Source organism: Psychrobacter sp. NZS113, from assembly GCF_015864825.1.
In the GTDB taxonomy this organism is placed as follows: Bacteria; Pseudomonadota; Gammaproteobacteria; order Pseudomonadales; family Moraxellaceae; genus Psychrobacter.
Genome location: NZ_JADYWL010000001.1, coordinates 557,302 through 570,938, shown reverse-complemented (window position 1 = coordinate 570,938; position 13,637 = coordinate 557,302). Strand labels below are relative to the sequence as shown.

11 protein-coding genes are annotated in these 13,637 nt (G+C 44.4%); all 11 read right to left on the bottom strand.

Going from position 1 to position 13,637, the window contains the following annotated elements:
* Nucleotides 1–5: 5 nt before the first annotated feature.
* A complete protein-coding gene (locus I6E61_RS02405; protein ID WP_197129152.1) occupies nt 6–2,135 on the bottom strand; it encodes an acetyl/propionyl/methylcrotonyl-CoA carboxylase subunit alpha in 2,130 nt (709 codons plus the stop codon).
* Nucleotides 2,136–2,201: 66 nt separating this feature from the next.
* Nucleotides 2,202–3,023, bottom strand: a complete 822-nt coding sequence (locus I6E61_RS02400) for an enoyl-CoA hydratase/isomerase family protein (RefSeq protein ID WP_197129150.1) — start codon at nt 3,021–3,023, stop codon at nt 2,202–2,204.
* Between the two features lie 174 nt (nt 3,024–3,197).
* Nucleotides 3,198–4,808 (bottom strand): carboxyl transferase domain-containing protein, encoded by a 1,611-nt coding sequence (locus I6E61_RS02395; protein ID WP_197129147.1) that lies wholly within the window; start codon nt 4,806–4,808, stop codon nt 3,198–3,200.
* Nucleotides 4,809–4,921: 113 nt separating this feature from the next.
* Nucleotides 4,922–6,697 carry an AMP-binding protein gene (locus I6E61_RS02390; protein ID WP_197129145.1) on the bottom strand — a complete coding sequence of 592 codons (1,776 nt, stop codon included), beginning with the start codon at nt 6,695–6,697 and terminating at the stop codon, nt 4,922–4,924.
* 414 nt (nt 6,698–7,111) lie between these two features.
* Nucleotides 7,112–8,341, bottom strand: coding sequence for an FAD-dependent oxidoreductase (locus I6E61_RS02385; RefSeq protein WP_197129142.1), 1,230 nt, complete (start codon nt 8,339–8,341; stop codon nt 7,112–7,114).
* A gap of 103 nt (nt 8,342–8,444) precedes the next feature.
* Nucleotides 8,445–9,044 (bottom strand): DJ-1/PfpI family protein, encoded by a 600-nt coding sequence (locus tag I6E61_RS02380; protein WP_197129139.1) that lies wholly within the window; start codon nt 9,042–9,044, stop codon nt 8,445–8,447.
* Between the two features lie 78 nt (nt 9,045–9,122).
* Complete coding sequence (locus I6E61_RS02375; protein WP_197129138.1) at nt 9,123–9,746, bottom strand: FMN-binding negative transcriptional regulator; 624 nt, start codon at nt 9,744–9,746, stop codon at nt 9,123–9,125.
* 191 nt (nt 9,747–9,937) lie between these two features.
* On the bottom strand, nt 9,938–10,669 hold the full coding sequence (locus tag I6E61_RS02370) for an amino acid ABC transporter ATP-binding protein (protein ID WP_194196339.1): 732 nt from the start codon (nt 10,667–10,669) through the stop codon (nt 9,938–9,940).
* A 344-nt stretch (nt 10,670–11,013) separates the two neighbouring features.
* Complete coding sequence (locus I6E61_RS02365; protein ID WP_197129135.1) at nt 11,014–11,685, bottom strand: ABC transporter permease subunit; 672 nt, start codon at nt 11,683–11,685, stop codon at nt 11,014–11,016.
* Entirely contained in the window at nt 11,682–12,428 is a 747-nt protein-coding gene (locus tag I6E61_RS02360) for an amino acid ABC transporter permease (RefSeq protein WP_189582821.1), read from the bottom strand. The genes I6E61_RS02365 and I6E61_RS02360 overlap by 4 nt, the downstream gene beginning before the upstream one ends.
* Nucleotides 12,429–12,523: 95 nt before the next feature.
* Entirely contained in the window at nt 12,524–13,495 is a 972-nt protein-coding gene (locus I6E61_RS02355; protein WP_110921781.1) for a glutamate/aspartate ABC transporter substrate-binding protein, read from the bottom strand.
* Nucleotides 13,496–13,637: the final 142 nt, after the last annotated feature.

The window sequence follows — 13,637 nt, the reverse complement described above, 5'->3', positions numbered from 1 at the left end:
GTCAGCTATTCGCTCTCAGTATTTTCACCAGCATCAATGCGTAATAACTCATCACCATCAGCGACCAAATCACCTGCTGCAAATAGCAATTCTGCCACCACGCCATCCGTCGGCGCAGTAATGGTATGCTCAATCTTCATAGCTTCGATGACTGCTAACGGCTCGCCTTTTTTCACGGTATCACCAACCGCTACTTTAAAGGCAACAACCTGCCCTGGCATCGGTGATTTTAAACTACCGACTGCTGCAGACTCCTCGCCTACATTCGCCATGATATCAACAAGCGTAATCTCATCACGACCACTGTCTGTGAACACATAAACGGTCTCATTATGCACCCAGCTTTGCGCGCTAGTACGTGCACCATTTAACCATAACGTATGATTGTGTTCGTCACTACTAACATAGCTCACTTGACCTTCATAAACCGTTTCGGTCTGAGCAGCGACATTGATATTACTATTATCCTGCGTGTTAACCACTTCTTTTTCGATAACGAGCGTAAAGCTACTGAGGTTATCGCTACCCTTTTTACTATCAGAACAATTCGCATTATGCCAGTTGCTCATGCGGGCCATATAAGAATGCTCATCATAAACCAAGCTGAATGAGCGAGTGTAATCATTATAAGCACGGAAGCCAGTAGGTTTACTAAATGGATCGATATCCGACTCTTGCGTCGCCATCTCGCTTGCAAGCTGACGAGTAATAGCGGTCACAACCAGCGTCGATAAAGCTAAAGGCTGCTGGTTAAAAATCGCATCACGCTCATGTTCAATCAATGCAGTATCGAGATTGGCTTGGCTAAATGAATCGGTATTTAAAATATAGCGTAAAAATGCCGCGTTATTCGGCAAACCCACGATACGCGTTTGGGCAAGTGCGCGATCGAGCTTGGCTAACGCTTGCTCTCGCGTTGGCGCATGAACGATGAGCTTGGCAATCATAGAATCATAGAACGGGCTAATCACATCACCTTCGCGCACTCCATCATCGATACGCACGCCATTACCGTCTTTATCAATCATAAAGGTGCTGTGTTCAGGTTTTTGATACGTAAATAACGTACCCGTCGCTGGCAAGAAGCTATTGTCAGGGTTTTCAGCACAGATTCTTGCTTCAATTGCATGACCGTTGATAGTTAAGTCTGCTTGGGTTTTTGGCAATGGCTGACCTGCCGCGACCAACAGCTGCCATTCGACCAAATCGACACCGGTGATCGCTTCACTGACTGGATGCTCAACCTGCAACCGCGTATTCATCTCCATGAAATAAAAATTCATAGCGTCTTCACGCTGCTCAACGATGAACTCGACCGTGCCTGCGCCAACATAATCGACCGCACGAGCCGCTTCGATGGCAGCAGTTCCCATCGCTTCACGCATCGCAATATCAACACCCGGTGCAGGCGCTTCTTCTAATACTTTTTGGTGGCGGCGTTGTACGGAACAATCACGCTCAAACAGATGCACATAGTTGCCATGCGTATCGCCAAATACTTGGATTTCGATATGGCGCGGTTTTAAGGCGTATTTTTCAATCAACACTTTGTCATCACCAAAGCTGGTAATGGCTTCACGGCGACATGAGTCTAACAAGTCAATAAAGTCGCTGCTTTTTTCAACGATACGCATGCCTTTACCGCCACCACCTGCACTGGCTTTAATCAAGACAGGATAGCCAATGCTATCGGCTTGCTGCTGCAAAAATTCTGCATCTTGATTGTCACCGTGATAGCCCGGTATCAATGGCACGCCAGCTATCTCCATCAAACGCTTGGACTCAGACTTGCCGCCCATGGCACGAATAGCATCAGCCGATGGACCGATAAAGACCAATCCTGCATCCTGACAGGCTTGCGCAAAGTCAGCATTTTCGCTTAAAAACCCATAACCCGGATGAATCGCTTGTGCGCCAGTCTCAAGCGCTATCGCAATGATCGCATCGCCTTTGAGATAGCTGTCTTTCGGTGCTGAACCACCTAAATAAATAGCCTCATCACAGACAGCCACATGCTTGGCCTCACGATCCGCATCAGAATAAACAGCAACGGTACTGACGCCAAGACGCTTAGCAGTCGCGGCTACTCGGCAGGCAATTTCACCACGGTTGGCAATTAGAATTTTAGAAAACATAACTATCCCTGTGTGTTATCGTTGTTATTTGACGTCTTGTCTATTTGTCCATTTACCTATCGTGCATTATTCATCTGCCGTCAACCAATTGGGCTTACGTTTTTGCAAAAAGGCTTGTACACCCTCTTTGCCTTGCTTTGATGAGCGGATATCAGCGATACCTTTGACCGTATCAGCAATCAGCTCATCAGTGATGGGCACACCAGTGACATCGTGTAATAGCTGCTTGCAGGTTTTGACTGCATCAGGACTGTTTTTGACAACTTTGCTACAAAATATAGCGACCTCATCAGCCAGCCATTCTTCGCTAACACGCTCATGGATAAAGCCAAGCTGACGTGCCTTTTTGGCATCAAATACTTCAGCACTTAAGAAGTAACGCTGTGACGCTCTAGCACCCAATGCTCGGATAACATAAGGGCTGATAGTCGCAGGGGCTAAGCCCAAACGCACTTCACTTAAGCAGAAGTTTGCAATCTTAACGGCGATAGCCACATCACAAACAGCGACTAGACCCATGCCACCTGCATAGACATCACCTTGGATTGCCGCCACTGTTGGCTTCGGGCATTCGTAAATAGTTTTGAGCATTTGCGCCAATTTATCAGCATCTGCTAAATTTTCTTCATAGCTATAATCCGCCATGGCGCGCATCCAATTGAGATCAGCACCTGCGCAGAATGCCTTGCCAGCAGCCGCTAGTACAATGACACGTACCTCATCATCAGCACCAAGCGTACTGAATGCATCGGTCAGCTCAGCTATCATTTCATCATTAAAGGCATTACGTATCTCAGGACGATTCAATGTCACCGTCGCCACATGCTGCTCAACGCTGACCAACAGGCTTTTATAATTATTAGTATTTTTTAATTTCGCTTCTTTCATAGCTTTCTCTGTGTTCCTATTTGTAAATGTTTATGTAAATATTTAGCCCAACGTTTGGGCCATTCATAATAATGCCCATATAAGAAAGTAAGATGTCAAAACCCGATGCCGCGATATAATCACATTAAAAAAATTGTCGCACCACCATCTTATTGCGAGCAGACCTTGGAGCGCTTACATTCTAAATACACCAAAAGTCGTCTCTTCAATCGGTGCGTTATAGGCAGCGCTTAACCCCAATGCCAATACATGTCGCGTATCAGCAGGGTCAATCACGCCGTCATCCCATAGACGTGCAGTGGCATAATATGGGTGACCTTGCTTTTCATACATATCGAGAATCGGCGCTTTAAACGCCGCTTCGTCCTCATCACTCCACTCTTCACCCTTGCGGTCGAAATTGTCACGCTTGACCGTTGCCAATACTGAGGCTGCTTGCTCGCCGCCCATCACCGAGATACGGGCATTTGGCCACATCCATAAGAAGCGCGGGCTATAAGCGCGGCCACACATGCCGTAGTTACCAGCGCCGAATGAGCCACCGACAATGACCGTGAACTTTGGCACTTTTGCATTGGCGACTGCCATGACCATTTTGGCACCATGACGCGCAATGCCTTCGTTTTCATATTTGCGACCGACCATAAAGCCTGTGATGTTTTGGAGGAATACCAATGGAATTTTGCGTTTACAGCATAGCTCAATGAAGTGCGTGCCTTTCTGCGCTGACTCACTAAATAAGATACCGTTGTTGGCGATGATACCGACTGGCATCCCTTCGATATGAGCGAAGCCGCAAACCAGCGTCGTGCCAAATCGTGATTTGAATTCATCAAAGGCACTGTCATCGACGATACGAGCAATGATTTCTTTGATATCAAATGGCTTACGCTTATCGGTTGGAATGACGCCATATAACTCTTTGGCATCATAGCGTGGTGGACGCGGTTTAATTTGATTGGGCACTTGCTTCGCAGGACGATTTAGATGGCTAACGATGTTGCGTGCAATCGATAGCGCATGAGTATCGCTCTGTGCTAAGTGATCGACGACCCCTGACAGACGGGTATGCACATCGCCGCCACCCAAGTCTTCTGCAGTAACTTCTTCACCTGTTGCTGCTTTTACCAGTGGCGGACCACCCAAAAAGATGGTGCCTTGCTCTTTGACGATAATCGACTCATCACTCATCGCTGGTACATAGGCCCCGCCAGCCGTACAGCTGCCCATGACCACGGCAATCTGTGGAATACCTGCCGCACTCATGTTGGCCTGATTAAAGAAGATGCGACCAAAGTGCTCTTTATCAGGAAACACGTCATCTTGATTGGGTAAATTAGCACCGCCTGAATCTACCAGATAGACACAAGGCAAGTTATTTTCTTGCGCGATTTCTTGCGCACGCAGATGTTTTTTGACCGTCATTGGGTAGTAAGTGCCGCCCTTTACCGTGGCATCATTACAGACGATCATACACTCAATACCGTTAATTCGGCCGATACCCGCAATCACGCCCGCCGCTGGAATCTCTTCACCATACATATCGTGCGCGGCCATCGGTGCCACTTCTAAAAATGGAGTACCCACATCGAGCAAACGCTCAACACGCTCACGAGGCAAGAGTTTGCCACGGGCTAAATGCTTGGCACGGGCACGCTCTGAACCGCCTTGCACGACTTTACGTAAGTGACCATATAAGTCATCAACCACCGCTTGCATTGCGGCACTGTTTTGCTGAAATTCAGCGGCGTTTGGACTCAGTTTACTGGTTATGATAGCGCTCATGACATCCCTTTTCTTTAGTGCGTAAATGCGAGTGGCTTTTTTATTTTATGCTTTATTTTAGCTTTTACTCATATATCTTATTCATAAAATAACAGATTAGAATGGTTAAATTTCTACAAACCCAACTCTTCTTTCATTTGTTCAATGATTTTATATTTCTGAATTTTTCCAGTGATGGTCATCGGGTATTCAGTGACAAAGCGATAATAGGTCGGCACCTTATAATGCGCAATATGCTCGCTACAAAACTGGCGAACTTCCTCTTCCGTCAAGCTGTCTGCTTCTTTAGGGATAATCCATGCCGCGAGTACTTCGCCATATTTTTTATCAGGAATACCGACGATTTGCACATCACGAATCTTTGGATGACGATAGAGATAGTTTTCAATTTCGACAGGATAAATATTTTCTCCGCCGCGAATGACCATGTCTTTACTACGACCAACAATTTTTACGTAGCCGTCCTCATCCATCGTAGCCAAATCACCCGTATGCATCCAACCATCTTGGATGGCCGCGCGAGTTTTAAATCGGCTGCCCCAGTAGCCTTTCATCACTGAATAACCGCGTGTCAGTAATTCACCCGTTTCGCCCAAGGCTACAGTCTCACCCGTTTCTGTATTGACAACTTTCACTTCAAGCGCAGGCTGCACTAGGCCAACAGTCGATACTTGCTTATCAAGCGGCGTATGTTCATTGGTCTGGCAAGATACTGGACTGGTCTCTGTCATACCATACGCAATGGTGACCTCACTCATGTGCATCTCATCAATGACGCGGCGCATGACTTCGATCGGACAGCTAGACCCTGCCATGATGCCAGTACGCAAAGTCGATAAATCAAAGTTTTTAAACTCCGGATGGTCAAGCTCTGCGATAAACATCGTTGGCACGCCATGCAGACCTGTACATTTCTCTTCTTCGACTGCTTGCAAGACTGTCAGTGGCTCGAAGCCATCGTTCGGATAAACGATACAGCCGCCATGTGTGAGAATCGCTAGGTTGCCAAGCACCATACCAAAGCAATGATACAAAGGCACTGGAATGCACAGCTTATCTTCTTCGGTAAGGTTCATAGCCTCGCCGATGAAGTAACCATTGTTAAGAATATTACGATGGCTTAAGGTTGCACCTTTTGGCGTGCCAGTCGTACCACTGGTGAACTGTACATTGATGGCATCAGTGTTCTTGAGCTGGGCTTGACGCTCTGCAACGCGTGGATCGTTAGCATCACCTTCAGCCATCCATGCGGAGAATTTCTGCATAAAGCCAAAGGTCTCTTCACTGTCAGGCTCATCAATCCAAATGATACGCTCAATCGTCGGAATCTCGACCAAATCAAGCTGGGTATAGTCTTTATGATAAATTTCAGGACACAATTCACTGATGAGACTGGCGTAATCACTGGTTTTGAAATGGCGCATAAGTACGAGCGCTGAGCAGCCCAATTTATTCAAGGCATATTGCAACTCAAAGGTACGATAGGCAGGGTTAATATTGACGAGAATGACACCAACTTTTGCCGTCGCTAATTGCATGAGCAACCATTCAGCATTGTTGTGTGACCAGATACCGATACGATCACCAATCTCAAGCCCCATCTCGATCATGCTACTGGCCAGCTGATTGACTTGCTGTTGCAGCTCGCGGTAGGTCCAGCGGATGTTTTGATGGCGAGAAACCAAAGCTTCGCGCTCTGGATACTTGGATACGATAGCATCAAAAAAATCACCGATAGTCGCCTCAATAAGCGGCACATCAGGACCTTTATCATAGCTTTGGGTAAGCGGTGCATTTGCTGAGCGTGCGCCCATATTAATACTAGGAATGCTATTTAGAATAGTATCAAAATCAATGTGAGTCGCATCAAAATCAGGAGTTTGCGTCATAACGAGTCCTTTCGTTTTACTTTTTATCGTATTGGTCATTTATAAATAGTACGTATTGATAGCCTGTAGACCCGTTATTCTTCCTTGAATAGGTCTTATATAGATTGTCACTACTATACCGTTGTAAACAAACAGCTGTCAATCATAGTAATACAATGCGTATCATTTAATTAAAACTTTATCTTATAAAAGATAGGTACTTCGCTAAAACTATCATAAAAATATGGCAAATTGTTGACACAAAAAAGCCAATCATACTATGACTAGTACAATTGGCTTAGCTCTTAACATTGCTATCAAAATTGCTATTAACATTACTATCAACAGTGCTGTTAACATTGCTATTAACATTTGATTTAAAAACTGAGTTATTAGAATAAACCCAATTTTACGACCATTTAGTTTTAACAGTCATTAAGCTTTAACGGTTGGCGGCAACTTGATGGTCAACGTAGCGCTAACGTCATCACTATCATTTAGCAAGTCCATGACCAGCTCTTCATCACTTTCTGTCTTTACTTGCCAATTGCCAGTCGCTTTTGGCACACCTGTTACCATGACAGAGATTGCTTTGTTTTTCAGGCGAATCATGGGCGGTTTATGCTCATAGCCGTTATGCTCTAGGCCCAATACATCATCAGCAATAGTAGCAGCCTGCGCGCGTAATGGGGCGACGTAACGACACGGCACGCCATCGATAGACATACAGTCACCAATGGCATAGATATTGGCTGTACTGGTACGCAAGGTTGGCGCATCCACCACAATACCAGTGCGACGATTGAACTCGACGCCAGCAGCAGCAGGCAGCTTATCATCGACCGTCAGACCTGTACTGGCAACCACATGATCTACGATAATCGGTTCGATTGGCTCAGCAGTCGTATTTTCTGAGGCTATTGCCTCATAACTGACCTGTAATTTTCCCTCATTGCTGCTATCACTGATACGAGTAATACCAGATACTTGATAACCCCCTAAAAAGTTAATCCCTTGCGACTTGACCGCTTGGGCGATACGAGCCGTCGCTTTTGGTGGTAGCATTTGTGATAGTGGTGCATCGTTTAAATCAATGAGTGTCACCTGATGACCTGCTTTGAGTAAGTCTTCTGCAATCTCCGTCCCAACCATACCTGCACCGACGATAGCGACGTGCTGACTACCCGTTGCTAGCTTTTCTTGCAGCTGTCCAAAGCGCTCAATATGATTGACGTGCCAGACGAGATCCTCTGGCAAGCTTTTTGGGAAGATAGGATGCGCACCCATCGCCAGTACTAACTTGCCATAACTGATCGTGGCATAATCCGTGTTGGCTGGATCTGAACGCTGTGCAGAGACCAATTGCAGCTGTTGAGTAGTCGTGTCAACATCCGTAACCTGCGTGTTGGCAAGTAGCTTAACATTTGCAGCTTCTGCAGCATCAATACCCGTTGCTCTTACCAAGTCTGCTGCGCTTTTCTTTTGGCTAATGGCCATGGTCAGCATTGGCTTGTGATAACGATCACCATTATCGGCCGTTACCAAAGTAATCGGAATGTCTTTATCTTTTGCACGAATGGCATCGATGACATGCCAGCCTGCCAAACCTGCTCCAATAATGACGATACCTTTAGATGATGCTACTGATGGATTTTCTACACTCATATGAACTCCAATACGGTTTATGAATTATTTTAATTATTCAAAACATTGACCGCTATTGTATCAGTAAACAGCCATTCACTCATCTATCCAATAATTCACTTAATTAGTTAATATCGAACTCCATGCGATGTGCTGTTGCACGCATGGTTTCACTATCTATTAGTTTTTCGATACAGTATAGACTTGCATGGATGCCTGCACTTATTCCCGCGGATGTGACAATATTACATGTATCATCACTGGCATCTACAAAACGAATATGAGAGATCACATCGATATCAGGATAGGATGCTAAATTATCCAGATCCATCCAGTGCGTAGTTGCTGACCTACCAGCCAGTAAACCTGCTTCTGCCAATAGTAACGCTCCTGTACACACTGAAAGTGTAAGCTCTGCCAAGTTTGCTTGAGTGATGATCCAGTCAATCACTACCTTATTATGTATTTCTATTTTTTCAGCACCATAACCACCAGGGATTATTAATACATCAATGTCTGGATGGTTGGTAAAATTATAATCAGGAATAACTTGTAGACCATTCCTAGCAGATATTGGCGCTTGGTTCTCAGCTATAGTGATAACGTCAAAATACTTATTGTTAGCAGCATTTTCAGCTAACGAAAACACCTCAAAAGGTCCTGCAAAGTCTAATACTTCTACTTCATTAAACAGTAGTATGCCAACAGTTCGCTTTAACGTCATAGTCAATCCTAATTAAGTTGATATCATTAAGTAAAATCACATCCATCAGTATCATAAACACTATATTTTCAAGCTTGTCTAACCAATTAGCTTAGCCATTTTATCTGCCTTTTCCGTTCGCAGTCGCCCTAGTCCTGCGATTATGCCTGCTCTATTTTCAGCAGACTTATTTTGACTAAGTTTAAACTGTGCTTGAACATCCGTGATATTGATGCGAATACCAACAATCGCTCGACAAAGTGCTTGAATGTAGTTTGCTGGCGCATCATCAAGTGACCACGGAATAGGTTGATTGGCTTCAAAATCTGTGGTTAGCTTCGTTAAGATTTCAATCAGCATTTCAGGCTCATTTATCAGGTGAACTAATCCTGTGATATGCACGCTACGATAGTTCCATGTAGGCACCTCTTTATGAGTTATTGCTTTACTTGGATACCAATTGGGGCTGATGTAATGACCGGTATCTTGAAATATAACCAGCCATGGTGCATCAATATTATCACTATTGTTCAAAGCATTTACTTTGGCAATGTGCCCATATAGACAACCGTATTGACTGCCATCATCTTGCCAGTACATCGGAATATGACAAGCCTCTAATCCAGTATTTGTTTGTACGATGATAGTAGCCTGAGGCTGCTCTTTGATAAAAGGTTTTATAGCCTCAAAGTCTTCCTCTTTAAATGCTTTGGGGGTGAACATCATAGGCTCCAAGTCGTTTTTCAAATAGCTATACAAAAGAAACTGAATACAAAGCGCCCTATTAAAGATAGCGTTTAACTGTCTTTAATAAGGCGCTTTGTATAACCATTAGCAGTGGAAAGAAAAATAAGTTTTAGAACATGTCTTTATGTTAGAAACAGCGCTATAAATAATCGTAAATCAAAGTCTATTTAATGATTCAAAATCTTCGACAAGAACTGCTGTGCGCGCTCACTTTTCGCGCCTTCAAAAAACTCATCCTTGCTACAGTTCTCAACGATATGACCTTCATCCATAAAGATAATACGATTGGCTACCTGACTGGCAAAACCCATTTCGTGCGTCACGCACATCATGGTCATACCATCACGAGTCAGTTCCACCATAACATCGAGCACTTCTTGAATCATCTCAGGATCGAGTGCTGAGGTTGGCTCATCGAACAACATCGCTATGGGATCCATCGCTAGCGCACGAGCAATAGCAACTCGCTGCTGCTGACCACCTGATAGTTCAGCAGGATATTTATTCGCTTGAACGGTCAACCCTACTCGATCTAAATAAGCCATGCCTTTTTGCTTGGCTTCCGCTTCTTTACGACCCAATACTTTAATTTGCGCAACCATTAAATTATCGATAATAGTCAAGTGAGGGAATAGTTCAAAATGCTGAAACACCATTCCGACGCGGCTACGTAGCTTAGGTAAGTTAGTTTTTGGATCACCGACAGAGATGCCGTTGACCATAATATTGCCTTTTTGAAAAGGCTCTAGCCCATTCACGGTCTTGATCAAGGTGGATTTACCACTACCCGATGGACCACAGACTACGACGACATCACCTTTATGGACATGAGCGGTACAGTCAGTCAATACCTGAAAGTCGCCATACCACTTGCTAACGCTATCTATCTCAACGACCATCTCATTGCTAGCATGACCACTGTCTGTGACCAGTCCACCAAAGTCATTTATAAACGTTTTAGCATTATTCATCGTTGGCTCCTAGCCTTGTTCTTAATCTTGCCCAATTGCATTCAGTCAAAATATAGTCAATCCTCTATAAAAGAGTTACCGCGTTAACCTCGCTTGAAGTATTACATATACATCTGCACTCGGTTGCCTTGTCTCTCTTTTAAACTGAATCAACGATACATTAATAATAAATGCAGTTAATTTTTGAAAGCATTAGAGCCTATCAAATGAGATCAGATAACCATGTTCAGATAACCATGCATTGATCGACTCTAACGCTTAACAGTCCTTTATTAAAACCTTAACCTTTTTTGTACACGCTGTACGCCGACTGAAGCTGCCAAGCTTAGGACGAAATACACAGCGCCTGCGCCTAAGATGTAAGGCGTCAATAGACCCATTAGTTCACCACGTACGTATGCCGCTCGGAAGAAGTCAGTCAGACCAATAGCGAACACTAAGGTCGTATCTTGGAATAAGATAATACACTGCTGCAATATGAGTGGCAGCATCTTACGAAAGGCCTGTGGCAAAATCACCAGACGCATGGTTTGTCCATAAGTCATGCCCAATGCTTTAGCCGCATTGACCTGACCACTACCGATAGACTGAATACCCGCACGGACGACTTCTGAGAAGTAAGCCGCTTCGAACATCATAAACGCGACAACACAAGAGGCAAAGGCTGCATCTAGTTGTAGATACTTACCCGCTGCCCAAAAATAAATCATCGGGACGGCAAAGTAGAACCACAGTAGCACCAATAGTAATGGTACGGATCTAAAATAATTGACATACAGCTTAGCGGGAATCTCTAATGCTTTGATACCTGATAAGCGCATAAGCGCCAATACAGTACCTAAGCTGATACCACCAATAATAGCCAAAAACAGGACTTTTAGCGTGGTAATCATGCCACCCATTAAGCCTGGATACGCGGTCGCAAGTTCGGTCATCATATTCATTTCTGACTCCCTGCGATAAGCCCTGGTACTCTTAATTTACGCTCGATCAGACCCATAATAGCGATGAGCGAGAGATTAAAGACGAGGTAGATAATCGTCGCATAAGTATAAATCTCAAGGCTATTCTGTGTGTATTCGCTGATGGTTTTGGTTTGACTGATGAGCTCCATGACGCCAACTAATGAGGCGACAGAGGCATTCTTAAAACAGTTGGTCAGCTCAGAGCTAAGCGGCGGTAAGATAATACGAAATGCTTGTGGTAGCAGTACTTGCTTGTAAGCTTGCGGAATAGTGAAGCCTAGCGCATACGCTGCGTTTATCTGTCCTTTTGGTAGCGACTCGATACCCGTACGTACTTGCTCGACAATACGAGCTGCTGTAAACAATCCTAAACCAATACTGGCTGAGAGCATCGCGGATGTATTCGGCGATAGATCTCTAAACCACCATTCTTGTAGCGCTGGCGTCAACCAACCAGGTGCCACATAAAACCAAAAAAATAGCTGCACAAGCAGCGGAATATTACGAAAAAAGGTCACATAAGCGGTACCGATGCGACGAGCTGTTTTGTTAGGTAAAGTACGCATAATACCGAAGACAGTACCAACGACCATAGCGATGGTCCAAGCAATACTACCAATCAGTAATAACCAGCCAAGACCAGTAATCATCCAGTGGATATACAGCTCGTTGCCAATACCCGTATGCTCAAAGAGCACACCCCAGTTCCAGCTATAATTCATGATTGTCTCTCCGAACAGCGATTGAAAAACTTACGTGCTAGATGGACGATGAGTCCGATCTGAACACGTAAGCAAGCTAGATTGAAGGACAAATACTACTGTGCTGCTGCTACTTTAGGCTGATCGCTATCGTGTGGATTGGCGATAAGTGCTTTTAGGTTGTCTGACATCTCAAAGTTCAAGTTGACGTTCTTTGGTGGAATTGGGTTTAAGAACCACTTGTCATAGATGCTATTGATCTCGCCTGAGCTAAAGGTTTTGTTCAGCGCGTCGTTCACGACTGTTTTGAATTCAGGATCGTCTTTACGCATCATACAACCATAAATCTCAAATGATTGCGGTGTACCAACGATGACCCATTCATCAGGATTTTTAGCTTTGGCCTTTTCGCCTGCTAACAATACATCGTCCATCATAAACGCATCAGCGCGGCCGCTCTCTAACATCAAGAAACCTTCGCCATGATCTTTAGCAGATATGATATCGGTATCCATCTTTTTCTCGTCATTGTACTGACGAATATAACGCTCTGAAGTCGTACCAGCAGTAGTCACTAGACGCTTACCTTTTAGGTCTTCAAAGTCATTGATACCAGAATCTGCTTTGGTCAATAGACGGGTGCCAATCTCAAAGAAACCATTAGAGAAAGCCACTTGCTCTTGACGTTCGACGTTATTGGTCGTTGAACCACACTCAAAGTCGACCGTGCCGTTTTGAACCAAAGGAATACGAGTTTGTGAGGTAATTAGGTTATAACGAACTTCTAGATCTGGCATGTTGAGTTTTTCTTTAATACCCTCAACCACTTTCATTTCTAGATCATGTGCGTAGCCCATAGGCTGATTAGGATCATCGGCAACATATGAAAAAGGAATGGAAGAATCACGATAGCCGACAACGATAGTGCCAGAGTCTTTAATTTTTTGTAGCGTACCATTCATGGTTTCTGTCGCTGCTGCATCATCTGCTGGCGCGTCAGTGCTAGTGTCACTGCTGTTATTACAGCCTGTTAGGCCTAATGCCACTAGAGCGGCTAAAGTCAACGGTTTAGAGAAGAAGTAAGTCATGAAGAACATCCTTTATCACATTATTACGAGATTTAATGAGTGTTGGACAACATAGTGCTTATTGCCTAACCTAGTTACCATGTATCCATACAGTTGTTGCTGTTGTTTATCACAATGCAACTGAATGTTACTTTACAACAAA

Excerpts from the sequence above, each read along its gene's own strand:
- I6E61_RS02385 (WP_197129142.1), bottom strand. The coding sequence starts at position 8,341 with ATGAGTGTAGAAAATCCATCAGTAGCATCATCTAAAGGTATCGTCATT.
- I6E61_RS02380 (WP_197129139.1), bottom strand. The coding sequence starts at position 9,044 with ATGACGTTAAAGCGAACTGTTGGCATACTACTGTTTAATGAAGTAGAA.
- I6E61_RS02400 (WP_197129150.1), bottom strand. The coding sequence starts at position 3,023 with ATGAAAGAAGCGAAATTAAAAAATACTAATAATTATAAAAGCCTGTTG.
- I6E61_RS02375 (WP_197129138.1), bottom strand. The coding sequence starts at position 9,746 with ATGTTCACCCCCAAAGCATTTAAAGAGGAAGACTTTGAGGCTATAAAA.
- I6E61_RS02365 (WP_197129135.1), bottom strand. The coding sequence starts at position 11,685 with ATGAATATGATGACCGAACTTGCGACCGCGTATCCAGGCTTAATGGGT.
- I6E61_RS02370 (WP_194196339.1), bottom strand. The coding sequence starts at position 10,669 with ATGGTCGTTGAGATAGATAGCGTTAGCAAGTGGTATGGCGACTTTCAG.
- I6E61_RS02390 (WP_197129145.1), bottom strand. The coding sequence starts at position 6,697 with ATGACGCAAACTCCTGATTTTGATGCGACTCACATTGATTTTGATACT.
- I6E61_RS02395 (WP_197129147.1), bottom strand. The coding sequence starts at position 4,808 with ATGAGCGCTATCATAACCAGTAAACTGAGTCCAAACGCCGCTGAATTT.
- I6E61_RS02360 (WP_189582821.1), bottom strand. The coding sequence starts at position 12,428 with ATGAATTATAGCTGGAACTGGGGTGTGCTCTTTGAGCATACGGGTATT.
- I6E61_RS02355 (WP_110921781.1), bottom strand. The coding sequence starts at position 13,495 with ATGACTTACTTCTTCTCTAAACCGTTGACTTTAGCCGCTCTAGTGGCA.
- I6E61_RS02405 (WP_197129152.1), bottom strand. The coding sequence starts at position 2,135 with ATGTTTTCTAAAATTCTAATTGCCAACCGTGGTGAAATTGCCTGCCGA.